The sequence below is a fragment of the Stutzerimonas frequens genome (assembly GCF_024448335.1).
GTDB lineage: Bacteria > Pseudomonadota > Gammaproteobacteria > Pseudomonadales > Pseudomonadaceae > Stutzerimonas > Stutzerimonas frequens.
The window spans coordinates 62,960-86,297 of sequence record NZ_JAMOHM010000002.1; the positions used below are offsets into that span (position 1 = coordinate 62,960).

Consider the following 23,338-nt stretch of genomic DNA (forward strand, 5'->3'; position numbering starts at 1 on the left):
CGCGGGCGCGTCAGCGGTAATTCAGGCCCATCGCCTGACGCACGTCGATCAGCGTCTCGCGGGCTTCGTCGCGTGCGTGCTCCGCCCCCTCGGCGAGGATGCTGCGCACCAGATCCGGATTCTGCTCGTAATCCAACGCGCGTTCCTGCAGCGGCGCCAGGTCCGCCTTGATCGAATCGATCAGCGGCGCCTTGCATTCCAGGCAGCCGATGCCGGCGCTGCGACAGCCCTGCTCGGCCCACTGGCACACCGCCTCCTCGGAATGCGCCTGATGCATCTGCCACACCGGGCAGCGCGTCGGCTCACCGGGGTCGCTACGATGTACGCGCGCCGGGTCGGTGGGCATGCGGCGGATTTTCTCCTCGATCTCGTTCGGCGTGTCGCGCAGATAGATCGCATTGCTGTTGGATTTGGCCATCTTGCCGCCGTCGAGCCCGGACAGCTTCGGTGACTCGCCAAGCAGTGCCTGCGGCTCCGGCAACAGCAGCTTGCCGCAGCCTTCCAGGTAGCCGAACAACCGCTCCTGGTCGCCGATGGTGATGGTCTGTTGCTCCTTGATCAGCGCACGGGCAGTGTTCAGCGCCTCGACGTCGCCCTGCTCCTGATAGCTCTTGCGCAGGCTGACGTAGAGCTTGGAGGTCTTCTTGCCGAGCTTGCGGATCGCCGCTTCGGCCTTGTCCTCGAAATCCGCTTCGCGCCCATAGAGGTGATTGAAGCGCCGCGCCACGTCGCGGGCGAATTCGATATGCGGCAGCTGGTCTGCTCCCACCGGCACCAGCCCGGCACGGTAGAGCAGGATGTCGGCCGCCTGCAGCAGCGGGTAGCCGAGAAAGCCATAGGTGTCCAGGTTCTTGTCCTGCAGGCTCTGTTGCAGCTCCTTGTAGGACGGCACCCGCTCCAGCCAACCCAGCGGGCAGATCATCGACAGCAAGAGATGCAGCTCGGCGTGCTCGGGAACCTGGGACTGGATGAACAGCGTCGCCGAACTCGGACTGACCCCGGCCGCCAACCAATCCACCGCCATGTCCATCACGTTCTGCGAGATTTCGCCGGAGCATTCGTAGTCGGTGGTCAGCGCGTGCCAGTCAACGATACAGAAGAAGCACTCGTACTCGTGCTGCAGCCTGACCCAGTTCTTCAATACACCGTGGTAGTGACCGAGGTGAAGTCGGCCCGTGGGACGCATGCCGGAAACCACGCGCCGCTGTGAATCCATGGAGCTCAAAAGGGTGTCCTTGGTTAATTGGCTTGCTTGGTAAGTTCAGTTGGTCAACGTTGGCATCCGAACTTGGCTCAACCCACTCACCGCACAGGCCGGATGTTGTACGGGCTCACTCGCCATCCAGGCTCAGGCCATGAAGGGTTCGGGATCGCCGCAGCCGACCCGCACCACCTCGGGCTGGTCATCGACCAGGCTGATTACGGTCGAGGCCTCCAGACCACCGTACCCGCCATCGATGATCAGGTCTACCTGATGCTCCAGCGCGTCGCGCATCTCGTACGGATCGCTCATTGGCAGCTCTTCGCCCGGCAGGATCAGGCTAACGCTCATCAACGGCTCACCGAGTTCCTCCAGCAGCGCCTGGGCGATCGGCTGCGCGGGCACACGCAGGCCGATGGTGCGGCGCTTGGGATGCAGCAACATGCGCGGCACTTCGCGGGTGGCCGACAGGATGATCGTGTAGGGCCCGGGCAGATGCGCCTTGAGCAGGCGGAAGGCAGCGGTATCGACCTTGGCGAACAGGCCCAGCTGCGACAGGTCGCGGCAGGCCAGGGTGAAGTTGTGCTTGTCGTCGAGCTGGCGCAGCCGGCGGATGCGCTCGATGCCGGCCTTGTTGCCCATCGAACAACCGATGGCGTAACTGGAATCGGTGGGATACACCACCACCCCGCCCTTGCGGATGATCTCCACGGCCTGCTTGATCAGGCGTGGCTGCGGGTTGTCCGGATGGATCTGAAAGAACTGGCTCATGGGAACTCCCTGTTCAGCTGGCAGCAGGTAGGCGGCGCTCATGGTCGAAATGTCTCCAGAGTGGTGACAGATCCTCCGGCAGGTTGCGGTACAGCCCCAACTCGGACCAGTCGCCCGGCGCATGGAAGTCGCTGCCCACGGTGGCCATCAGGCCGAACTCGCGCGCCAGGATCGACAATCCGCCAACCTGCTCCAGCGGCTGCATGCCATTGACCACCTCCAGCGCATGACCGCCGGCCTGGGCGAAGTCGATCACCAACCGACGCCGCTTGCTGCGGGTGAAGTCGTATTGCCACGGGTGCGCCAGGCTGATCCAGGCGCCCGCCTCGCGCAAGGTCCGAACCGTCTGCTCGAGGCTCGGCCAATGCTGCTTGACGTCGCCGAGCTTGCCCGAGCCGAGCCACTTGCGAAACGCTTCGGCACGGTCGCGCACATGGCCGGCACGCACCAGAAACTCCGCAAAATGTGGGCGGGCCGGCGCGTTGCCGCTGTCACCCAGCTCCTGCTGGATCGCCCGAGCGCCTTCCAAAGCGCCCGGCATGTCCTTCGCTTCGAGCCGTTGAGCAATCTGCTCGGCCCGGCGCCAGCGCCCTTCGTGCAGCTGCGCGATCGCCTGCTGCAGTGCCGGCGCATCGGTGGTAAACCCATAGCCCAATACATGAATGGTAGCCCCGTTCCACAGGCACGAGAGCTCGATGCCATTGACCAGCTGCATACCCAGCGCCTGCGCGGCAGTCCGCGCCTCGGCGAGGCCGTCGACGGTGTCGTGGTCGGTGAGCGCCAGCAGCTGGACGCCGCGCCCGTGGGCGCGCTCCACCAGCTTGGCGGGCGCCAGCACGCCATCGGAGGCGGTGCTGTGGCAATGCAGATCGACGATCATCAGGTAACGCACTCCAGTGAGGTGCTGGCACCTCGAAAAAAACTGTCCGAAAACCCAGCTCGAGCAAGACAGAGCGGGCGAACGGCTGGCTAGTCTAACGCCGCGCCGGGGCTTTGGCTCGCGCCAACGGTGCCCGCCGCGGCAAACCTTCTGCTTCGACAGCCGATGGCGCTTGCCGTGCGATGCCTCGTAGGTCTCGGCAGTTTCCCGCCAGGCGCCGTTTGCTATGATGCCGCGCTGCCGGCCTGCGGACGTCAACGCCGGGCCCGGCACACGCCCGCGCTGCCCGGCGTGGATGCAAATTTCCCTTTACCGCCGCAACCCACGCGAACGAGGAACGACCATGCTGTACGCCGTTATCGCCACCGACGCACCGAACTCCCTGCAGGACCGCCTCGCCACCCGTCCGGCCCACTTGGCGCGTCTGGAACAGCTGAAGAACGAGGGCCGCCTGGTGCTCGCCGGCCCGCACCCTGCGATCGACAGCAACGACCCGGGCGAAGCCGGTTTCAGCGGCAGCCTGGTGGTCGCCGAGTTCGATTCGCTGGAAGCCGCGCAGCAGTGGGCGGACGCCGATCCATACAAGGCCGCCGGCGTTTACGTGAATGTGGTGGTCAAGCCCTTCAAGAAAGTGCTGCCCTGAGCCGACACAGCGGGGATAGCGAATCCGCCCGGCCGTTGGGCTTCCACGGCCTCGTAAGGAAATAGGAGTTCCGATGCGTCAACGACCGCTTTCCCTGCTGCTTGCCCTGATCCTGCTGGCGCCAGCGCTGCAGGCTGAAGAAGTGCCAACCGAGCCCGCGCCTCCGGTTCTGGAAACCACCGAGCCCGACGAGTCCGCGCCGGCCGAGGCGCAGCAAACCGACCCCGCTCCCCAGGCGGCACGCCTGGCCAGCGATACCACCGAAGCACTGCTGCTGCGCCTGCGCGAGGAAAACCGCCGACTGCGCATGCAGCTGCAGGCCGAGCAGTCGAAGGTTCTGCCGGCGCTGCTGAACGAGCAGCAGCAATGGTTCGCAGTAGGTGGAGCCGTCGGTGTCAGCAGTTTCGTTCTGGGTCTGCTGGTGACGCGCAGCCGGCGTCGGCGCCAGTGGCTCAACTGAGTACAGGCAAACATGAGCGAATTACTGCTTATCGATGACGACCAGGAACTGTGCGAGCTGCTGATCAGCTGGCTCGCACAGGAGGGCTTCGTCGCCCGCGCCTGCCATGACGGGCAGAGCGCGAAGCAGGCGTTGGCGCAGCACCAGCCCGCCGCGGTGGTGCTGGACGTGATGCTGCCGGACGGCAGCGGTCTCGAATTGCTCAAGCAGCTGCGTAGCGAACATCCGGAACTGCCGGTACTGATGCTTTCCGGCCGGGGCGAACCGCTGGACCGTATCCTCGGACTCGAGCTCGGTGCCGACGACTATCTGGCCAAGCCCTGCGACCCGCGCGAACTGACTGCGCGCCTGCGCGCCGTGCTGCGCCGCAGCCAACCGGCGGCGCAGCCCAGCCAACTCGAGCTTGGCGACCTCAGCTACAGCCCAGCCCGCGGCGTTGCCAACATCGGAGGGCATGACATCAGTCTGACGCTGTCCGAGGGCCGCATCCTCGAGGCGCTGCTGGCCCAGGCCGGCGAGCCGATCGACAAGCAGGCCCTTGCCCAGCACGCCTTGGGTCGCAAGCTCACTCTCTACGATCGCAGCCTGGACATGCATGTCAGCAACCTGCGGCGCAAGCTGGGCCCACACGCCGACGGGCGCCCGCGGATCGTTGCCCTGCGCAGCCGTGGCTATCTTTACTCGGCCTGATCGGCATCGGCTGATCGTCTTTACCGAGGCTTTACCCAGGCCTGACCGCCCTTGACCTTGCGCTACGTAGACTGAACTCATCCGGTCACCGAACAGCCACCAGCTTCTTCAATACCGCTGCGGCACGACCGGTTTCCCGACATAGGAGAGTTTCCATCATGCGCAAGTCAGTCGTAGCCCTGTTCATCGCCACCGCCCTGCCCGCCCTCGCCTTCGCCATGCCCGGCGGTATGCACGACGGCCCCCATGGCGGCAAAAGAGCCCCGCACATGTTCCAGGACCTGGACCTGACCAGGGAACAGCAGCGCGAAATGCGCAAGCTGATGGGCGAACAGATGAAGCAGCGCCAGGCGATCACCCAGCGATACCTCGACAAACTGCCGGAAGCCGAGCGTCAGGCCATGCAGAAGGATCTGGACGCCAGCCGCGAAAAGACCCACCAGAGCATGCGCGCGCTGCTCAAACCGGAACAGCAGAAAGCCTTCGATGAAGGCCTGAAGAAAATGGAAGACAAGCGCGCCGAACGCGCCGAGTTCCTCAAATGGAAGGCCGAGCGCGATCAGAAGAACTGATCCGCGGTCCATTGAAGCCCGCCCGGCAGTTTCTGCCCATCAATCAAAAGTGATGGGCGGAAACTGCCGGGCTTTCGCCGTGGAGAGACCCGGTGCGATCACTGTTCTGGCGCATATTCGCAACCTTCTGGCTGGCCATTGCCCTGGTCGCCGGCCTGGCGATGCTGCTCGGCCACGCGTTGAACCAGGATGCCTGGATTCTAAGCCGCCACCCGGGCTTGCAGGGCCTGGCCGAGACCTGGACCGAAGTCTACGAACGACAGGGCCCGCAGGCCGCACAGCGGCTGCTCGAGCAGCACCGCCATCGCGCGCGGGTCGATGTGCAGGTGTTGGCGGAGAATGGCCAGCCGATCATCCGTGGCACCTTTCCGGCCCGGGCTGCGGCCTTCGAGGCCCGTCATCAGAACCGTGACCGACAGCTGCCCTGGCGACGCCTGACGGCCGACTATACGAGCCCAACCAGCGGCGAAACCTACCTGTTCATCTACCGCATCCCGCATCCGGAATTGCAGGCCTGGCATCGTGGCAGCCTGGCCTGGCCGCTCAGCGCACTGGGCATCGCACTGGTGGTACTGACAGGTTTCAGTCTGCTGCTGACGCTCTCCATCACCCGTCCGCTGGATCGCCTGCGCCGGGCGGTACACGACCTTGGCCAGACGACCTATCAGCAGCAATCCTTGGCTCGGCTGGCCAAACGCCGCGACGAACTCGGCGTGCTGGCCAGCGATTTCAACCGCATGGGTGCGCGCCTGCAGGCGCTGATCGGCAGCCAGCGCCAGCTGCTGCGCGACGTGTCCCACGAGCTTCGCTCGCCACTGGCGCGGCTGCGCATTGCCCTGGGACTGGCCGAACGCGCCACCCCGAGCGAACGCGAGGTGATCTGGCCACGTCTGGCCAAGGAATGTGACCGGCTGGAAGCATTGATCAGCGAGATTCTCGAACTCTCACGCCTGGATGCCGAGCCAGGTGCAGCAAGCGCCATCGACCTGCCCGAAATGTTCGAGCAATTGAAGGACAACGCCCGAATCATTGCCCCGGCGCAACGCATCGACAGTCGTGTCGAGCCCGGCGTCTCGTACACCGGCTGGCCGGATATGCTCGAGCGTGCGCTGGACAATCTGCTGCGCAATGCCCTGCGCTTCAATCCCGAGGGGGAGCCGGTAGAGCTTTGCGCGCAGCGCGACGGTATGAATCTGGTGATCAGCATTCGCGACCATGGCCCCGGTGTCGCTAACGAGCATCTGTCCCAGCTTAGCGAACCCTTCTTTCGCGCTCCGGGCCAGACCGCGGCCGGGCATGGCCTTGGACTGGCCATCGCCAGGCGCGCTGCCGAGCGCCACGGCGGCCGCCTGCAACTGGCCAATCACCCCGACGGCGGCTTCGTCGCCAGCCTGCATCTACCGCTGACTGGCGTGGCGAGCAGGACTTCAGAGGACCTGGCGTCTCACTGACCGGTCCAACGCTGGACGAACTCTTCGGGTGCGAGAACCGGCGCGCTGCGCACGCGCCCTTCCGGTGTACCCAGATAGAGGAAGCCCAGCAGGCGCTCCTGCTCGGTCAACCCGAGCCCCTCGAGCACCCGCGGATCGTAGGAAAACTCCCCGGTGCGCCACACCGCTCCGATGCCCTGGGCATGCGCGGCGAGCAGCAGACCATGCGCCGCGCAGCCGGCAGCGAGTACCTGCTCGCCTTCAGGCACCTTTGGATGCGGCTTCACGCTGGCGATCACCAGCACCAGCATCGGTGCTCGCAACGGCATGTTGCGCGCTTTCTGCAGCGCCTCCTCGGCAGCATCGACATTACGCACACGCAGGGCCTCGGCAAACAGCTCGCCGAGCTTGTGGCGGGCATCACCTTCGATGATCAGGAAGCGCCACGGGTGCAGTTGACCATGGTCCGGAGCGCGCAGTCCGGCACGGAACATCAGGTCGAGCTGGTCGGCGGTGGGGGCCGGTTCGCACAGGCGGGTGACCGAAACGCGGTTGAGCAGCAGATCCAGAGCGTCCATCCATTACCTCCTAAGGCGGTCGGACATTCTAGAGGCAGTTGCCGCCTTGTCGCGAGTGATGGCTGGCCGACAGTTCAGTCGATCTCCCGATTCAGGCCACCCGATCCGGCGCCAGATGTGGCTGCAGCGGCGGCACCAGCGGTGGCAGGCCATGGGCAGCACGGGCGGCATCGCAGTGCGGATTGTGCTCGCCGTTCTCCCAGGAGGCCTCGAACTCGCGGCAGGTGCTCGAACGCTGCTCGTACATGCTGCAACGGACCCCACAGCCGACGTCACCGAGCAGGCCGACGCAGCGCGCAGGTTTGCTGTCGGTGCCGAGCATGGCGGCATGGAACGGCGATACCTGGACGGTCAGATGGTCGGGCACCGCGCCGCCCGCCGACACGCATTCACCAAAATAGAAGGACACACGAAAGTACGCGCAGCAGGCGCCGCACGTGAGGCAGGGATTGTCGATGGACATGAGAGGTGAACACCCAGAGACCGGAATGGGCCGGCGCCCGGGCGGCTATTCTATTCATGCCAATGCGCTTGGGAAGAGGCCTCGAGCGCGCCGCGAAAACATTTTTCGCGCAACCGCCGAGCGGTTTACTGCGGCAACGACGCGGGTAGAATGTCCGCCCTCTTCCCCACCGTGCCGAGCACCCCTACATGGCTTTGCCGACCCTGCGCATCATCGGTTTCATACTCGGCATTTTCCTGATCACGCTGGCCGTGAGCATGATCATTCCCATGCTGACCTTGCTCGTATTCGAACGCACCGATGATCTGCAGGCGTTCATCTGGGGTAGCCTGATCACCTTTTCCTGTGGTTTCGCGCTGGTCGCCCCGGGCAGGCCGGCCAATACCCAGCTGCGACCGCGCGACATGTACTTCCTGACCACCATCAGCTGGGTGGTGGTGTGCTGCTTCGCCGCACTACCGCTGATGTTGATCCAGCATGTCAGCTACTCCGACGCGTTCTTCGAAACCATGTCCGGCATCACCACCACCGGCGCCACGGTAATTTCCGGGCTGGACAACGCTTCGCCCGGCCTGCTCATGTGGCGGTCGCTGCTGCACTGGCTGGGCGGCATCGGCTTCATCGGTATGGCCATCGCGATCCTGCCGTTGCTGCGGGTTGGTGGCATGAGGCTGTTTCAGACCGAATCCTCCGACTGGTCGGAAAAGGTCATGCCGCGTTCGCATATTGCTGGCCAGTACCTGCTGATGATCTACGTGGCCTTCACGCTTGCGGCTTTCATCGCCTTCCTGCTGACCGGCATGAGCGCCTTCGATGCCATCAACCATGCGATGTCCACCGTCGCCACCGGCGGTTTCTCCACCTCGGACGCCTCGATGGGCAAGTTCGGCCCCTCCGCCCACTGGGTCGCAGTCTTCTTCATGATCCTCGGCAGCCTGCCGTTCACGCTGTACGTCATGACCTTGCGCGGCCATCGCACTGCGCTGCTCAAGGACCAACAGGTGCGCGGGTTCGTGCTCATGCTGGCCATCACGAGCCTGCTGTTCAGCGGCTGGTACTGGCTGAACAACGATGTGCCGGCACTGGATGCGCTGCGCATCGTCACCTTCAGCGTGGTATCGGTGGTCACCACCACCGGCTTCGCCGTGGATGACTACACCCAGTGGGGCGGTTTCGCGGTGATGGCGTTCTTCTACCTGACCTTCATCGGCGGCTGCTCGGGCTCGACGTCGGGCGGCTTGAAGATGTTCCGCTTCCAGGTGGCCTACTCGCTGCTACGCGCCAACTTCAAGCAACTGATCCACCCCCGCGCGGTCATCCGCCAGCAATACAACGGGCACAACCTGGACGAGGAAATCGTTCGCTCGATCCTCACATTCTCCTTTTTCATCACCATGACCATTGGCGTGCTGGCGCTGTGCCTGGCGCTGCTCGGACTCGACCCCATCACGGCGCTGACCGGCGCAGCAACCGCCGTCTGCAACGTCGGTCCGGGCCTGGGCGAGATCATCGGCCCGGCCGGCAACTTCTCGACGCTGCCGGACACCGCGAAATGGCTACTGTCGATTGGCATGCTGCTCGGACGGCTGGAAATCATCACCGTCCTGGTGCTGCTGACGCCCGCGTTCTGGCGGCACTGATCAGCTGCTGCGCCTGAACAGCCGCCCGCCGAGGCTTACCAGCGCAAGCACCACACCGCCGGCCAGAATGCCGAACGCCGCATCGAGCAGCGTCGGCAGCAGTCCGCCGAGCACCACGCCGACATAGGGCAGCCCGAGCGCATCATGGGCGCTGCTTTCGATGAAATGATGAACAGCGCCGATGCCGTGGGTGAGAATGCCCCCGCCGACCATGAACATCGCGGCCGTACCAACCACTGACAAGGCCTTCATCAACCAGGGCGCGACCACGAGGATGCCGCGCCCGAAGGCGCTCGCCGCGCCGCTGGATTTCCTGCTCAGTGCCAGTCCGAGATCGTCCAGCTTGACGATCGCGGCCACTAACCCGTACACCCCTACGGTCATGACGATGGCGATGCCCACTAGCACCAGCACCTGCTGCGTAAAAGTCGCAGCCGCGACCGTTCCGAGGGTGATCGCAATGATCTCGGCCGAGAGGATGAAATCAGTACGCACAGCGCCACTGATCTTGCGTTTTTCGAACGCGACGATATCCACCGAGGGGTCCGCAAGGGCCTTTACCGTTTCGGCATGCTCCCTGGCGTCATCGTGATGCAGGAAACGATGCGCGAGCTTCTCGAAACCCTCATAGCAGAGGAACGCGCCGCCCAGCATCAACAGTGGCGTGATCGCCCAGGGGATGAACGCGCTGATCAGTAGCGCCGCAGGCACCAGAATCGCTTTGTTGCGAAACGAACCCTTGGCCACTGCCCAGACCACCGGCAACTCGCGATCGGCCTTGACGCCAGTGACTTGCTGGGCGTTGAGCGCAAGGTCATCGCCCAGTACCCCCACGGTTTTTTTCGCCGCGACCTTGGTCATTACCGACACATCGTCGAGCACGGTCGCGATATCGTCGATCAGTGCGAGCAGGCTGCTGGCCAATTGCATGTCTCCATCGGTTGAAATGTTTCGCAGCCGTAGCCGCCCGTCGTAGATAAGGCTATGTACGCCAGAACAGGTTCCTAGGCATGCCCTCGCAGAGCCAGACGGTATTCGCCGGGCGTCACCCCGAACCAGCGCTTGAAGGCGCGATAGAAGTTGCTCGGATCGGCGAAGCCGAGCAGATAGGCGATCGCCAGAGGCGCCAGATCCGGTTGGCAAAGGTACTGTACCGCCAGATCGCGGCGCGTATCGTCGAGCAACTTCTGGAAGCTGCTGCCTTCCTCCTGCAAGCGGCGCTGCAGGGTCCTCTCGGACAGGCACAGCGCCTGCGCCACTGTCTCGCGCCGGGGTTCTCCTTGCGGCAGCATCCGGCACAGCATCTGCCGAGCCTGGTGCATCACCCTCGTATCGACGAAACGCGAGAGGTATTCGCCGGCAAAGCGGTCATGCAGTTGCGCCAGGGCTTCGTTGGCCGTCGGCAGCGGGGCTTCGACATCAGCCTGGCGAAACAGCAGCGCGTAGCGTGCTGCGCCGAAACGAAGCGGGGCCTGGAACAGCTGCCGATAGGGCTCCAGATCATCGGGCGCCGGGCCCTGGAAGCTGACTTCCAGCGGCCGCAAAGCCGTACCGGTCAACCAGCGGCAAAACGTCAGGCAGCCGGCCAGCGAGCCCTCGGCGCTTTGCCGGGCAGGCGGCAGGCAATCGCCGTGGATGGTCAGACTGAGGCGGTAGCCCTGGGCGCAGGGCTGGAAGTCCAGATCAGCCCCCTCGGCGATGATTCTCTGATAGCGCACCAGACGGGCGAACCCGTCCTGCAGATTGCGACTGGACATCAGGGCGTAGCCCACCACGTTCAACGCAGCCGGGCGGGCCTGGCGGGCCATGTCCAGGCCGATCGCCGGGTTGCCGGAAACCTCCACGGCGCGCTGCCACAGGCGAGTCATGTCGTCCTGGGCGAAACGGGCGTCGGCATCGTTGAGGGCCGCGTAGTCCAGGCCTAGCTCTGTGAACAGCTGCCGGCAGTCTACGCCTGCCGACTCCAGCGCCTGGACGATGCCCTGCGCCCAACTGGATGAAGTGGTGCGTTCGCTCATGAGGCTTCTTGTTCTTCGAATGATCGGGCTACGAAGCCCAAGGCTACTAAACTGGCCCTGATTGTCACTGACCGGCCGGACAAGGCAAGGCTAAGCTGGCCGACGACAATAACAGGAGGTACGCCATGAAAACGCAAACCGCCGAACGCTTCACCCGCTTTGCCGATTTCTACCCGTTCTACCTGGCCGAGCACAGCAACCCGACCTGTCGCCGGCTGCACTTCGTCGGCAGCCTGCTGGTACTGACGATCCTCGGCTACGCCCTATTCACCGGACAATGGGCATGGCTGCTGGCGATGCCGCTGGCCGGCTATGGCTTCGCCTGGGTCGGCCACTTCATATTCGAGAAGAACCGCCCGGCCACCTTCCAGTACCCGCTGTACAGTTTTCTCGGCGACTGGGTCATGTTCAGGGACATGCTGACCGGCCGAATCCGCTTCTGAGTGCGACGGTGGCAGCATATCCGACCGATGCCACCATTCTTTTCAACCTCTGGTTTGGCGATGCAGCGCCGCTTGGTTATGATCACCCGGCTATCGCGCAGCCGCTGACCGCCGAGCGGGCTGCGCAATGGCAAGGCTGAGCGCAGCTCGACAACCGTCTCACAGCAGATCGTGCGTGCGACGACCCCCGCCTCAGCCTGCAAGACGCATAGAAAAAGGCGTCGAATCATTACCAGGGATCGTAAGCACACATGACTTCCAGCACGGTTGAGCGCCGCAATGGCCTCGCTACTCGCCCGTTACGCGAGTACTACTCTCGTGTGCTCGCCTACCTGGCCTGCGCCGCCACGCTTGCAGCCGGAACCTACACCCAGTACTTCTCGATAGACCTGCTGTGGATGGTGCCGTACGCACTGCTCTACCCACACCTGGCCTATCACCTGAGCTACCGCTTCAAGCGCGACCATCCCGAGCGGACCTCGCAGGCATTGCTTTGCCTGGATGCGCTGAACGCCGGGGCCGGCATTTACCTGCTCGGTTTCTCGGTCGTACCCAGTCTGATGTTCCTGCTCACCCTCAGTTTCAGTGCGCTGGTCATCGGCAGCCTGCGCAACCTGACGCTGGCACTGGTGTGCGTCGTGATCGGACTCGGGGCCGGTTACCTGCTGCTGCCATTGACCTACCAGGGCACCACACCGCCACTGGTCTCGCTGGTCAGCATCCTCTTCACCACCTTCTACGTCTGCGCCACGGCCTATTTCGTTCATCAACAGGGCCAACGCCTGGCCCAGGCACGCAAGGAGATCGAGACGGAACAGGCCAAGGCCGCTCGCCTCGCCCGCAACCTCGCCAAGTACCTCTCACCGCAGGTATGGGAATCGATCTTTACCGGCAAGCGCAGCGTGCGCCTCGAGACCCAACGCAAACGCCTCACCGTATTCTTCTCCGACATCAAGGGCTTCACCGAACTGTCCGAAGAGCTGGAAGCCGAAGCCCTCACCGACCTGCTCAACAACTACCTCAACGAAATGTCGAAGATCGCCCTCAAGTACGGCGGCACCATCGACAAATTCGTCGGCGACTGCGTCATGGTGTTCTTCGGCGACCCAACCAGCCAGGGCGCGAAGAAGGATGCAGTGGCCGCGGTATCCATGGCCATCGCCATGCGCAAGCACATGAAGGTGCTGCGCCAGCAATGGCGCGCGCAGGGCATCACGCGCCCGATGGAGATCCGCATGGGCATCAATACCGGTTACTGCACGGTGGGCAACTTCGGCGCCGATACGCGCATGGACTACACCATCATTGGCCGCGAAGTGAACCTTGCCAGCCGTCTGGAAAGCGCTGCCGAGGCCAGCGAGATTCTGGTCTCGCACGAGACCTATTCGCTGATCAAGGACGTGATCATGTGCCGCGACAAGGGCCAGATCGCGGTCAAGGGCTTCTCCCGCCCGGTACAGATCTATGAGGTGGTCGACTTCCGCCGCGACCTGGGCGCCACCTGCAGTTTCGTCGAACACGAACTGCCGGGCTTTTCCATGTATCTCGACACCAATGGCGTGCAGAACTTCGACAAGGAGCGAGTCATCCAGGCCCTGCAGCAGGCTGCCGAAAAACTTCGCGACAAGGTCATCCTCTGATTACCTGAGACAAGCTTCTGGCCGTTTTCCGCAGGCTCCGCATTCTGCGATGCCTGCCCCCACGAGAACCAGCTTCATGCTTTCGCTGCGCAACTATCGCCATGATCTCATCGCGCATACCCATGACCATCCGCAACTGGTATTCGGCCTGGATGGCTTGCTGGAATTCGAGATTGCCGGGCGCGGTAGCTGCGTCGGCGAACAGCGCCTGGCAGTGATTCCCTCAGCAGTGCATCACGCCTGCTCGAGCACCAAGGGCAGTCTCTGCCTGGTGCTGGACGTTCCATCCGAGCGCTGGGTGAGTGAACACCTGGGCCGCCACACCGAGCACAGCCTGCGCCTGCTGGACCGACCGAACACCCTGCAGCTGACACCCGCTCAGTGCAACCTCATTACCTGGCTGGCCAACGGCCCGATCAACGATCCACTGGTGGCCGAACAGGGTGGCGTCCTCTTGCTGGCCAGCCTGGCCGGGGAGCCAGTGCAGCCGCGTGGCGGCCGAACGCTCGGGCTGGCGGCGATCGATGCCTTTATCGACCGACATCTGGCGCATCCGCTGCAAGTCACTGACCTTGTACGGGTCGCTGGCCTTTCGGCTGCACGTCTGCACGCACGGCTGCTCGAGGAAACCGGGCGCACACCGATCGACTACGTACGTCAACGCCGCCTGCTCCACGCCGAGAAGCTGTTGCACGAAACCCACCTGCCGATCGGCGAGATCGCCGCGCGGGTGGGCTATAGCTCGCAAAGCGCCTTCACCGCCGCGCTGGTCCGAGAACGGGGCTGTACGCCACGAGCGTTGCGACGCGAGTTTCGCGATAAAACCCGGCAGTAACGCGACAGACTGGCACACCGTCGCGGTCTAGCATGGGGCCTTCAACGGCAATTGCAGGCAACGGCAACCCCATGAACATTTCGCGTTCGATCCATCCACAATCTGGCCGGTGCGCAGCGCCCGGACGCTCGTGCCGGTCATGACACCACGCAACGCCCTGCTGGCGATCCATCTCGGCGCACTGATGTTCGGCCTCTCCGGCGTGCTCGGAAAACTGGCCGACAGTCCGGCGCTGATCATTACCTTCGGCCGCGCGCTGTTCGCCGTACTGGCCCTGCTGCTCGTCGCCCAATTACTCAAGCCCAGCGGTGCGCTGCCGGATTGGCGACAGCGCGGCAGACTGGCGCTCGGTGGCCTGCTGCTCGGCGCACACTGGCTGACGTTCTTCATCGCGGTAAAGATCGCCGGGGTCGGCATCGCCACGCTCGGTTTCGCCAGCTTCCCAGCCTTCACCGTGCTGCTCGAAGGCGTTCTGTTTCGCGAACGCACCCGTGCCGTCGAATTCACAATGGTCGGCCTTGTATGCGCGGGTCTGCTACTGGTAGCACCTACGTTCGACCTCGACAGCGCCCCGACTGCGGGCCTCCTCTACGGCGTGCTCTCGGGACTGCTGTTCGCGTTGCTGTCGCTGCTCAACCGAGCGGTCACCCGCGGTCTGGATCCGGTGCACTCGGCGCTCTGGCAGAATCTCGCGGTCTTCGCCTGCCTGCTGCCGTGGAGCTGGCGAGGCCTTCCCGCCGTGCCAGCACCGGACTGGCTCTGGCTGGCCCTGCTCGGGATACTCTGCACGGGACTGGCCCATAGCCTGTTCGTCGCCAGCTTGCGCGTCCTGAAGGCACGCACCACGTCGGTGATCTTTGCTCTGGAGCCGGTCTACGGTATCGCCTTTGCCTGGTGGCTGTTCAACGAGCAGCCGACTCTGCGCATGCTGCTGGGCGGAGCGATGATCATCGTCGCCAGCATCGTCACCAGCCGGCTGAAGAGCCCGCCTGGCGCCGTTCCGAAGCTGGTCAGCTGATCCGCTCAGCGGTCGTTGTGGCCCAACGACCGCTGCGGGTCGATGCGGTCACGTACCCGCTGCTTCAGCTCCTTGGCCTCGGAAAAGCCACCATCGCGCTTGCGCTCCCAAATCTGCTCGCCGTCGCAGGTGATGTGAAAGGTGCCGCCGGTAGCCGGGACCAGGCACACGCGACCGAGATCGTCGGCAAAGGTCGAAAGTAGCTCCTGGGCCAGCCAGGCCGCGCGCAGCAGCCATTGGCATTGCGTGCAGTAGGTAATGGCGATCTCGGGCTTGGCATGGGTCATGGTGGCGTCTCTGATCGGTGTATGGCGGCCTATAATAGCCGCCCCGCCAAGCTCACCCCGGTCCCAAGCCATGTTCCGCCTGCTCTCTGCCCTGCTATTGCTCGTCGCCCTGCCACTTGCCGCAGCCGAGCCGGCCCAGCCGAAGGTTGGCCTGGTTCTGTCCGGCGGCGCGGCGCGCGGCCTCGCCCACGTCGGCGTACTCAAGGCGCTGGAGGAGCAAGGCGTGCGTGTCGATGCGATCGCCGGCACCAGCATGGGCGCTGTAGTCGGTGGGCTGTACGCGGCCGGCTACAGCGTGGCCGAGCTGGAGCGCCTGGCCCTGACCCTCGACTGGCAACAGGTGCTGTCCGACGATCCGCCACGCCAGGACATCCCTTACCGCCGCAAGCAGGATGATCGCGACTTTCTGATCAAACAGAAGCTCAGCTTTCGCGACGACGGTAGCCTCGGCCTGCCGCTGGGCGTGATCCAGGGCCAGAATCTCGCCCTGCTGCTCGAGCGCCTGCTGGTCCTCCATGCCAGCGATACCCGCAACTTCGACCAGCTGCCGATACCGTTCCGCGCCGTGGCCACCGACATTGCCAACGATGAGAAGGTGGTCTTCCGCAGCGGCCACCTGCCGCAGGTCATTCGCGCCAGCATGTCGATCCCGGCGGTGTTCGCACCGGTGGAAATCGAAGACCGGCTGCTGGTCGACGGCGGCATGGTAGACAACATCCCAATGGACGTGGCGCGCGACATGGGCGTCGATCGGCTCATCGTGGTCGACATCGGTACGCCGCTCAAGCCGCGCAAGGAACTGCTGACCGTGGTCGATGTACTGAACCAGACCACGACGATGATGACGCGGCGCAACTCCGAGGCGCAGCTGGCGACGCTGCAGCCTCAGGACCTGCTCATCCAACCCCCACTGGCGGCTTATGGCTCGACCGACTTCGACCGCGCCGAGCAGCTGGTCGATGCCGGTTACCGCGCCACGCTCGCCCTCGAGGGGCGCCTGGCCGAGCTGCGTACCACAACCGGCGGCAACCCCGCGCTCAGCCTGGCACGCTCAAGCGACCCGCGCACACCCGTGATCACCGCGATCCGGGTGGACAACGATTCCAAGGTGGGCGACGCAGTTATCCGCCGGCACATCCGCCAGCGGCTGGGCGAGCCGCTCGATCTGGAAGACCTGCAGAAGGATATGGGCACGCTCTACGGACTGGATTACTTCGAGCGGGTCGAATACCGCGTCCAGCGCGGCAAGCTGGGCAATACGCTGGTCATCAGTGCGCGCGAGAAGCGCAGCGGCACCGATTACTTGCGCCTGGGACTCAGCCTGTCCGACGACTTCCAGGGCGACAGCGTATTCAACCTGGGCGCCAGCTACCGGAAGAACGGCATCAACCAACTGGGTGCCGAATGGCTCACGCGCTTGCAGCTGGGCGACCGTCAGGAGCTATACAGCGAGTTCTACCAGCCGTTGGATGCAGGCTCACGCTGGTTCGTCGCGCCGAATCTGTTCATCGAAGCGCAGAACATCGAGGCCATTCTCGACAACGATCCGATCGCCGAATATCGCCTGCAGCGCTACGGCTACGGTATGAATCTGGGTCGCCAGATTGCCAACAATGGCGAGATCCGCTTCGGTATCGGCCAGGCCTGGGGCGAGGCAGACGTTCGGATCGGTGAGCGCGACCTGCCGGACTTCAGCTTCACCGAAGGCTACTACGAGCTGCAGTACTCGTTCGACACGCTGGACGATGTCGATTTTCCGCGCGAAGGCGAAGACATTCGCCTGACCCTGCGCCAGTACGACCCCAGCCTGAGCTCGGATCAGCGCTACCGGCAATGGCAGCTCAAGCTGGACAAGGCGCTTAGCCAGGATGCCAATACCTGGGTGCTCGGCGGGCGCTACGGTCGCACACTGGACGATGCCGAGGTCGTGACGTCGAGTTTTCTCCTCGGCGGAGCGCGGCAGTTATCAGGCTTCCGTCAGGACGCGCTGGCCGGGCAGAACATCAGCCTGGGGCGGGTGGTTTACTACCGTCGCATGACGCAACGCAGCTTCCTGCCGCTGGATTTCCCGGTGTATCTGGGAGCATCACTGGAGCGCGGGCGTGCCTGGAACAACGGCAACGACTTCGACAGTGGCTACATCAACGCAGCCAGCGTATTCCTTGGCTACGACACGCCGCTGGGCCCGTTGAACTTCGGCTACGGCGTCAATGACGAGGACGAGCAGGCGCTCTACATGAACCTGGGACGCAGCTTCTAGCGCTTGTCCAGATTGGCGAGAATTCGCGCATGCACCTGCTGGCACTTGCGCAGATCCTCCTCGTCGATGCCGGCAAATGCTTCCTGGCGGACCTGGGTGGAAATCGCCTCGATTTTCTCGATCAGCGGCAGTGCCGGTGCGCCCAGCGATATTCGTTTGGCACGCCGATCTTCCGCCGAAGCCTTGCGGTGCACGAGCCCCTGCGCTTCGAGGCTATCGAGCAGACGCGCCAGCGTTGGGCCTTCCACCGCCACGCTCTGCGCCAGCTCGCGCTGAGTAGGTTCGTGATCGAAACGAGCAAGGTGCAGCAGCACCAGCCAACGTGCCTGTGACAGCCCCAGATCGGCCAGGCGGCGGTCCAGTTCCGCGCGCCAGCCACGCGAGAGTTGTGCCAGTTGCATGGCGAAGCGATGTTGCTCGGCGTACATGTACGACTTTTCCTGCAAAAACTAATTATTAGTGAGCTAATCACAGCTCTGAAATGCAGGCAAGACGACCTTTTGCCGTTGATAGCCCGACAGAAGTCGAAATGAAGGCACTACGCGCCCAGATATAGCCGTGCAATGCCCTCAGCGCTGCGCCTTGCGGCGTTGAATGCGATGCACCCGGTTACAATTCGAACTCGACCTGCAGTGCGGCGCGCACGCAGTAGAGCACCTGCTCCGGCACACGATCGGCGAACTGGGCGGCCACGGCGCTGACCGGCGGCAGCTCGCCCTCGCCATCAAGGAAGGCTTCCTGAATCTCGCCGAGTAGTTCTTCGGGCAGGTCGAGTGCCTGCTCAAGACTCAACTGCTGCTGCCCGATCGCCTCGGCCAGCATGGCGTAGACGTTCTTCTCGCTGCAGTCCAGCTGACGCGCGATTTGCATGGGCGTCATGCCGGCCCGCGCCAGGCTGATCAACTCATGCCGCAGGTCGGCTGGCGACCTCGCCGCCTGCGCAGTTCCTTGCAGCACTTCGAGGAACGCCTGGCCGTAGCGCTCCAGCTTGCGAGCACCGACACCACTGATACGCGCCATGTCCGCGAGCGATGCCGGCTGGCTGCGCAGCATCTCCAGCAGGGTGGCGTCCGGGAAGATCACGTACGGTGGCACGCTGTGCTCTTCGGCCAGCTTGCGGCGCAGTGCGCGCAGCGCCTCCCAGGTCTCCCGCTCTTCGCCGCGCACCAACTGGCTGGCAGCACTGGCAGCCGGTTTCGGCGCCTTGCTGGATAGATCCCGGCGCAGCTCGAGGGTGACTTCACCACGCAGCAGCGGGCGGCAGCTATCGCTCAACCGCAGGCCGCCGAAGCCTTCGAGATCGACATCGGCCAAACCGCGGGCGACCAGCTGGCGGAACAGGGAGCGCCATTCACCCTCGGACAACGCCTTGCCGACGCCGAACACTGACAGATGCTGATGGCCGAGGCCGCGTACCTTGTCGTTGTCGCGCCCAAGCAGCAGGTCGACCAGATGGCCAACGCCGTAGCGCTGGCCACTGCGATAGATCGCCGAAAGCGCCTGGCGTGCCGGCTCGGTAGCGTCCCAGGTCTGCACGCCGTCGACGCAGTTGTCGCAGTGCCCGCATGGGTTGGGCAGTTCTTCGTCGAAGTAGGCCAGCAGCGCCTGACGTCGGCAACGAGTCTCCTCACATAGCGCCAGCATGGCGTCGAGCTTGTGCTGCTCGACGCGCTTATGCCGCTCGTCTCCTTCCGAGTTGTTGAGCATTTGCTTGAGAAAGATCACGTCCTGCAGGCCATAGGCCATCCAGGCGTCCGCCGGCAGGCCATCACGCCCTGCTCGCCCGGTCTCCTGGTAATACGCCTCGAGCGACTTTGGCAGGTCGAGATGAGCGACGAAGCGCACGTTGGGCTTGTCGATGCCCATGCCGAAGGCGATGGTCGCGACCATGATCAGGCCTTCCTCATTGAGGAAGCGCTTCTGGTGATAGGCGCGCAGATCGCTGGACAACCCGGCATGGTAAGGCAGCGCCGGAAAGCCCTGCTCGGTCAGGAATGCGGCGAGATCATCGACCTTCTTGCGCGACATGCAGTAGACGATGCCGGCATCGCCACGGCGCTCGGCGAGAAAGCCGAGCAGCTGCTTGCGTGGCTGCTCCTTCGGCACGATGCGATAGAAGATGTTCGGGCGGTCGAAGCTGGAGAGAAAGCGCTCGGCGTTCTCCAGGTGCAGGCGCTGAACGATCTCTTCCCGGGTACGCTTGTCTGCCGTGGCGGTCAGGGCGATGCGCGGCACCTCGGGAAACAACTCGGCCAGCTGCCCGAGCTGCATGTATTCGGGACGGAAGTCGTGCCCCCACTGCGAGACGCAGTGAGCCTCATCGATGGCGAACAGCGCAATATCCAGCCGCTGCAGAAACGCCAGCATGCGCGGCTGGACCAGCCGCTCGGGCGCCAGGTAGAGCATCTTGATCTCGCCGCGCCGGATGCGCTCGGCGATGTCGCGCTGCTCCTCGGCGCCAAGCGTGGAGTTGAGCGCAACAGCCGCGACACCCAATTCCTCAAGCGTGGCAACCTGATCATCCATCAAGGCGATCAATGGCGACACCACCACTGCCAGGCCTTCGCGCAACAGCGCCGGGACCTGATAGCACAGCGACTTGCCGCCGCCCGTCGGCATCAGCACCAGCGCATCGCCGCCACCGCCGACCCGCTCGATGATCGCGCCCTGGTTGCCACGAAAGGCGTCATAGCCGAATACGTCTTTGAGGATGCGCTGTGCCTGGTCGAGCATGCCGGTCTCCGAAACAAGGCGCGCAGTATACGCCAGCGGGACCGCGAGTTCAGGACCGCGGCCCGCTAACGGACGAGTCGCCCCTGCCCAGGCGGCGCTCCGCAGGCTTGAGTAGCCTGCGCCCCGCGCCTCGTCTAGAATCCGGGTTGTCTTCCCACCCCAAGGTAGTTCCCGATGTCATTCGCCGAGCAACTCGCCCGCCTGCAAGTCTTCCTGGATGCAGATGACCTGCACGAGGAAGCACTGGATTACATCGCCGCCCATGGCTACCTGACGGCTCTGTGCATCTGTTCCGAACAGGTGCCCGAGCGCGAATGGATCGATGCGCTGTTCTCCGAGCCCCCCAAGTACAAGGATGACACCGAGCGCGAGGCCATCGAGGCCACGCTTGTCCAGCTCAAGGCCCATATCGCTCGTCAGCTGGCTAGCGACGAGGACATGGAACTGCCCTGCGAGCTTGACCTGGGTGAGGAGCCCGACGAATCCGACTTGCGAGGCTGGTGCATCGGCTTCATGGAAGGCGTATTCATGCGCGAGGCGGTCTGGTTCGAAGACGCCGAGGAAGAAGTCAGCGAGCTGCTGCTACCGATCATGGTGGGTTCGGGCCTGTTCGATGAACAGCCGGAGTTCGCCGATATCGCCGACAACCCCGATCTGGTCGACGAAATGGTCGCGCAGATTCCGGAACTGCTGACGGCGCTGTACCTCATCTGCCATGCGCCTGAGGAAAAACCGGCCCTGCTCAAGCCGCGTCGCCACTGACCCCGACGACCTCAACAAAGCGCAGATCGAGTTCAGCCGGCGCGGTGCCACCGCGCGCGGCACCGGCCCGCGGCAGCGGGCTTACCAGAGGAGGCTCGTTCAGCATGTCCGTGCATTCTGATTGCCCGCCGCGGCATGGCAGAAACCGATCGAGCAACGGCTGCCATATCCAGAGACTTCACAGCGGACCGGCAAACGGCGAGAGGTAGCCCGGCATGAGCCACCGCGACGTTCGCCAGCATCGTAACCCCCTTATCCGCTCGCTTCTGCTGGCGGCGGGCTGGCTCGCCGTCGCCCTTGGGGTCATCGGCATCTTCCTGCCGGTGCTTCCCACCACCCCGTTCCTGTTGCTGGCCGCTGCCTGCTTCGTGCGCAGCTCGCAACGTTTCTACGACTGGCTGGTTGGTCACCCGCGCCTGGGCCCATGGTTTCGCGACTATCTGGAAGGACACGGCATACCGCTCAAGGGCAAGGTCTACACCATAGCGACCATGTGGCTCAGCATTGGCGTGTCCTGCTGGCTGGTCCCGTTGTTCTGGGCCCGCGTGGGCATGTTGCTCAGCGCCACCCTGGTGACCCTCTACATCCTCCGGCAGAAGACCCTGTCGATCGCCAAGCAACCTGAAGCCAGATAGCACCAGCTTCCGCAGCCTGCCGAATAGGACCAGGTCGCTATCGACTGCCGTGGTTGCGCTGGAAGACCTCCGAGCCCATCGCGCTGATCTGACCTTCGATCAATGCCTCGAACGGGCGTAACAGCTCGTCGTAACGTCGCGGGCTTTCGAGAATATCGAGCGCCGCTACGATCGCCTCGATGGTCGACAACGCGCCGGGCATCGGCGCTTTGCGCAAGCGATAGCGCGACGTCAGCCCCGCTGGTAGCTCAACCCGCGGCAGCGCCGCGAGCCACGGATTGACGTGCAGCAGCTTGCGCGCCTTTCGCCAGGTGCCATCCGGCACGATCAGCCGTAGCGAGCTCCCTGCATCGGCGAGGCTGCTCACCGGCAAGGCGCCCTCCCCGGGAAATAGCAGGTAACTCGGCCGATCGGCATCGACATCCTCTTCGAAGCGCTCGGCGATCTTCAATTGCGCATTGCGAAGCCCGAGCGCCGCCAGCCGCGCAGTATTCAGCGCATGCCCCGCCTCGCTGGGGTGCTGCAGGATGAGCAACCGGGTACGGCTGTCCAACGCCGGGATCAATTCGCACAGGCAATGGGCTAACGGGCGCTGACAGCGCGAACAACATGGACGGGACATGATTCACCTCGGCCGCGGAGTCTGCCATACCGAGCAGCGCTCTGCAGAGCGGCTATGCTTGGGCCGACCCACCAAGAGGAGCCGGCATGATCACCGTCCATCACTTGAACCACTCACGCTCGCATCGCGTGCTCTGGCTGCTGGAAGAACTGGAACTGCTCTACGAACTCAAGCGCTACCCACGTGACCCGAAGACGATGCTCGCGCCTGCTGAACTGAGAGCGATTCATCCGCTTGGAAAATCCCCGGTCATCACCGACGACGACCTAACGCTGGCCGAGTCGGGGGCCATCTTGGAGTATCTGCTGGAGCGCTACGGCAACGGACGTTTGAGGCCGCACGATGCGGCAGACCATCGTCGGTTTCGCTACTGGATGCATTACGCGGAAGGTTCGGCGATGCCGCCTTTGTTGCTGAAACTGGTTTTCGACCGAGTCGCCGACGGCCCTATGCCGTTCTTCGTCAGGCCGGTGGCGCGGGCCATTGCCAAGGGCGCCCAGCGCGCCTTCATCGGGCCGCAACTGAAGACTCATCTCGATTACATGGAGTCGGAACTCGCCCGCTCGGCCTGGTTCGCTGGCGAGAGCTTCAGCGCAGCGGATATTCAGATGAGCTTTCCGATCGAGGCGGTGCGCGCCAGAGGCGGCCTGGACGATAGCCGCCCACGCCTGATGGACTTCCTGCATCGCATAAAGCAGCGGCCCGCTTATCAACGAGCCGTGGAGCGCGGAGGTCCCGCGCTGCCGAACGCCTAGAG

The 23,338-nt window shown here is 64.1% G+C and carries 25 protein-coding genes; 14 read left to right on the plus strand and 11 right to left on the minus strand.

All coding sequences use genetic code 11. The annotated features are described in order from the left end of the window. Positions 1-10 precede the first annotated feature (10 nt). The 3 genes from NAO55_RS03030 to NAO55_RS03040 all read right to left on the minus strand — a co-directional run bounded on the left by NAO55_RS03030 (position 11) and on the right by NAO55_RS03040 (position 2,852). On the minus strand, positions 11-1,216 hold the full coding sequence (locus tag NAO55_RS03030) for a tryptophan--tRNA ligase (RefSeq protein WP_180981645.1): 1,206 nt from the start codon (positions 1,214-1,216) through the stop codon (positions 11-13). Positions 1,217-1,348: 132 nt separating this feature from the next. Further along, positions 1,349-1,972: an L-threonylcarbamoyladenylate synthase gene (locus tag NAO55_RS03035; protein WP_063540513.1), complete on the minus strand. Its 624-nt coding sequence runs from the start codon at positions 1,970-1,972 to the stop codon at positions 1,349-1,351. Between the two features lie 13 nt (positions 1,973-1,985). Continuing rightward, positions 1,986-2,852 (minus strand): PHP domain-containing protein, encoded by an 867-nt coding sequence (locus NAO55_RS03040; RefSeq protein WP_102840298.1) that lies wholly within the window; start codon positions 2,850-2,852, stop codon positions 1,986-1,988. 343 nt (positions 2,853-3,195) lie between these two features. On the opposite strand from NAO55_RS03040, the gene NAO55_RS03045 reads away from it, so the two are divergent. The 5 genes from NAO55_RS03045 (at position 3,196) to NAO55_RS03065 (ending at position 6,668) form a co-directional block, all read left to right on the plus strand. Next, complete coding sequence (locus tag NAO55_RS03045; RefSeq protein ID WP_003294265.1) at positions 3,196-3,495, plus strand: YciI family protein; 300 nt, start codon at positions 3,196-3,198, stop codon at positions 3,493-3,495. Positions 3,496-3,568: 73 nt separating this feature from the next. Beyond that, positions 3,569-3,955: a hypothetical protein gene (locus NAO55_RS03050; protein WP_102840297.1), complete on the plus strand. Its 387-nt coding sequence runs from the start codon at positions 3,569-3,571 to the stop codon at positions 3,953-3,955. Positions 3,956-3,967: 12 nt separating this feature from the next. Beyond that, on the plus strand, positions 3,968-4,645 hold the full coding sequence (locus NAO55_RS03055) for a response regulator transcription factor (protein WP_102840296.1): 678 nt from the start codon (positions 3,968-3,970) through the stop codon (positions 4,643-4,645). A gap of 158 nt (positions 4,646-4,803) precedes the next feature. Continuing rightward, positions 4,804-5,217, plus strand: coding sequence for a Spy/CpxP family protein refolding chaperone (locus NAO55_RS03060; RefSeq protein ID WP_063540456.1), 414 nt, complete (start codon positions 4,804-4,806; stop codon positions 5,215-5,217). Between the two features lie 92 nt (positions 5,218-5,309). After that, complete coding sequence (locus tag NAO55_RS03065) at positions 5,310-6,668, plus strand: sensor histidine kinase (protein ID WP_102840295.1); 1,359 nt, start codon at positions 5,310-5,312, stop codon at positions 6,666-6,668. On the opposite strand, the gene NAO55_RS03070 is transcribed toward NAO55_RS03065, so the two are convergent. Both NAO55_RS03070 and NAO55_RS03075 read right to left on the minus strand, forming a co-directional pair. Continuing rightward, on the minus strand, positions 6,662-7,225 hold the full coding sequence (locus NAO55_RS03070) for an NAD(P)H nitroreductase (protein ID WP_102840294.1): 564 nt from the start codon (positions 7,223-7,225) through the stop codon (positions 6,662-6,664). The two genes, NAO55_RS03065 and NAO55_RS03070, sit on opposite strands and share 7 nt — an antisense overlap. A 91-nt stretch (positions 7,226-7,316) precedes the next feature. Further along, positions 7,317-7,688 carry a YkgJ family cysteine cluster protein gene (locus NAO55_RS03075; protein ID WP_102840293.1) on the minus strand — a complete coding sequence of 124 codons (372 nt, stop codon included), beginning with the start codon at positions 7,686-7,688 and terminating at the stop codon, positions 7,317-7,319. A gap of 188 nt (positions 7,689-7,876) precedes the next feature. Here NAO55_RS03075 and NAO55_RS03080 point away from each other — a divergent pair, with 188 nt between their 5' ends. Beyond that, entirely contained in the window at positions 7,877-9,328 is a 1,452-nt protein-coding gene (locus NAO55_RS03080) for a TrkH family potassium uptake protein (protein ID WP_063540460.1), read from the plus strand. On the opposite strand, the gene NAO55_RS03085 is transcribed toward NAO55_RS03080, so the two are convergent. Both NAO55_RS03085 and NAO55_RS03090 read right to left on the minus strand, forming a co-directional pair. Next, the gene (locus NAO55_RS03085; protein WP_102840292.1) at positions 9,329-10,252 is read right to left on the minus strand and encodes a DUF808 domain-containing protein; all 924 of its coding nucleotides are present in this window, start codon (positions 10,250-10,252) and stop codon (positions 9,329-9,331) included. 80 nt (positions 10,253-10,332) lie between these two features. After that, positions 10,333-11,346, minus strand: a complete 1,014-nt coding sequence (locus NAO55_RS03090) for an AraC family transcriptional regulator (RefSeq protein ID WP_102840291.1) — start codon at positions 11,344-11,346, stop codon at positions 10,333-10,335. A 125-nt stretch (positions 11,347-11,471) separates the two neighbouring features. Between NAO55_RS03090 and NAO55_RS03095 the strand changes: the two genes are divergently transcribed. From NAO55_RS03095 to NAO55_RS03110, 4 genes are all read left to right on the plus strand, one after another. After that, positions 11,472-11,789, plus strand: a complete 318-nt coding sequence (locus NAO55_RS03095; RefSeq protein ID WP_102840290.1) for an Mpo1-like protein — start codon at positions 11,472-11,474, stop codon at positions 11,787-11,789. 251 nt (positions 11,790-12,040) lie between these two features. Further along, a complete protein-coding gene (locus NAO55_RS03100) occupies positions 12,041-13,429 on the plus strand; it encodes an adenylate/guanylate cyclase domain-containing protein (protein ID WP_102840289.1) in 1,389 nt (462 codons plus the stop codon). Between the two features lie 76 nt (positions 13,430-13,505). Beyond that, a complete protein-coding gene (locus tag NAO55_RS03105) occupies positions 13,506-14,264 on the plus strand; it encodes a helix-turn-helix domain-containing protein (protein ID WP_102840288.1) in 759 nt (252 codons plus the stop codon). A gap of 139 nt (positions 14,265-14,403) precedes the next feature. Beyond that, on the plus strand, positions 14,404-15,282 hold the full coding sequence (locus NAO55_RS03110) for a DMT family transporter (RefSeq protein WP_102840410.1): 879 nt from the start codon (positions 14,404-14,406) through the stop codon (positions 15,280-15,282). A gap of 5 nt (positions 15,283-15,287) precedes the next feature. Here NAO55_RS03110 and NAO55_RS03115 read toward each other — a convergent pair whose 3' ends face one another. Next, complete coding sequence (locus NAO55_RS03115) at positions 15,288-15,569, minus strand: Rdx family protein (RefSeq protein ID WP_102840287.1); 282 nt, start codon at positions 15,567-15,569, stop codon at positions 15,288-15,290. Between the two features lie 70 nt (positions 15,570-15,639). On the opposite strand from NAO55_RS03115, the gene NAO55_RS03120 reads away from it, so the two are divergent. Beyond that, on the plus strand, positions 15,640-17,829 hold the full coding sequence (locus NAO55_RS03120; protein WP_102840286.1) for a patatin-like phospholipase family protein: 2,190 nt from the start codon (positions 15,640-15,642) through the stop codon (positions 17,827-17,829). On the opposite strand, the gene NAO55_RS03125 is transcribed toward NAO55_RS03120, so the two are convergent. Both NAO55_RS03125 and recQ read right to left on the minus strand, forming a co-directional pair. Further along, complete coding sequence (locus tag NAO55_RS03125) at positions 17,826-18,257, minus strand: MarR family transcriptional regulator (RefSeq protein WP_013983076.1); 432 nt, start codon at positions 18,255-18,257, stop codon at positions 17,826-17,828. The two genes, NAO55_RS03120 and NAO55_RS03125, sit on opposite strands and share 4 nt — an antisense overlap. 181 nt (positions 18,258-18,438) lie before the next feature. Then, on the minus strand, positions 18,439-20,562 hold the full coding sequence (recQ, locus tag NAO55_RS03130) for a DNA helicase RecQ (protein ID WP_102840285.1): 2,124 nt from the start codon (positions 20,560-20,562) through the stop codon (positions 18,439-18,441). Positions 20,563-20,736: 174 nt separating this feature from the next. Here recQ and NAO55_RS03135 point away from each other — a divergent pair, with 174 nt between their 5' ends. Both NAO55_RS03135 and NAO55_RS03140 read left to right on the plus strand, forming a co-directional pair. Continuing rightward, complete coding sequence (locus tag NAO55_RS03135; protein WP_102840284.1) at positions 20,737-21,324, plus strand: UPF0149 family protein; 588 nt, start codon at positions 20,737-20,739, stop codon at positions 21,322-21,324. A gap of 215 nt (positions 21,325-21,539) precedes the next feature. Continuing rightward, positions 21,540-21,959, plus strand: a complete 420-nt coding sequence (locus tag NAO55_RS03140) for a YbaN family protein (protein WP_063540470.1) — start codon at positions 21,540-21,542, stop codon at positions 21,957-21,959. 37 nt (positions 21,960-21,996) lie between these two features. Here NAO55_RS03140 and NAO55_RS03145 read toward each other — a convergent pair whose 3' ends face one another. Continuing rightward, positions 21,997-22,581 (minus strand): tRNA-uridine aminocarboxypropyltransferase, encoded by a 585-nt coding sequence (locus tag NAO55_RS03145; protein WP_102840283.1) that lies wholly within the window; start codon positions 22,579-22,581, stop codon positions 21,997-21,999. Positions 22,582-22,667: 86 nt separating this feature from the next. On the opposite strand from NAO55_RS03145, the gene NAO55_RS03150 reads away from it, so the two are divergent. After that, positions 22,668-23,336, plus strand: coding sequence for a glutathione S-transferase (locus NAO55_RS03150; protein WP_102840282.1), 669 nt, complete (start codon positions 22,668-22,670; stop codon positions 23,334-23,336). Positions 23,337-23,338: the final 2 nt, after the last annotated feature.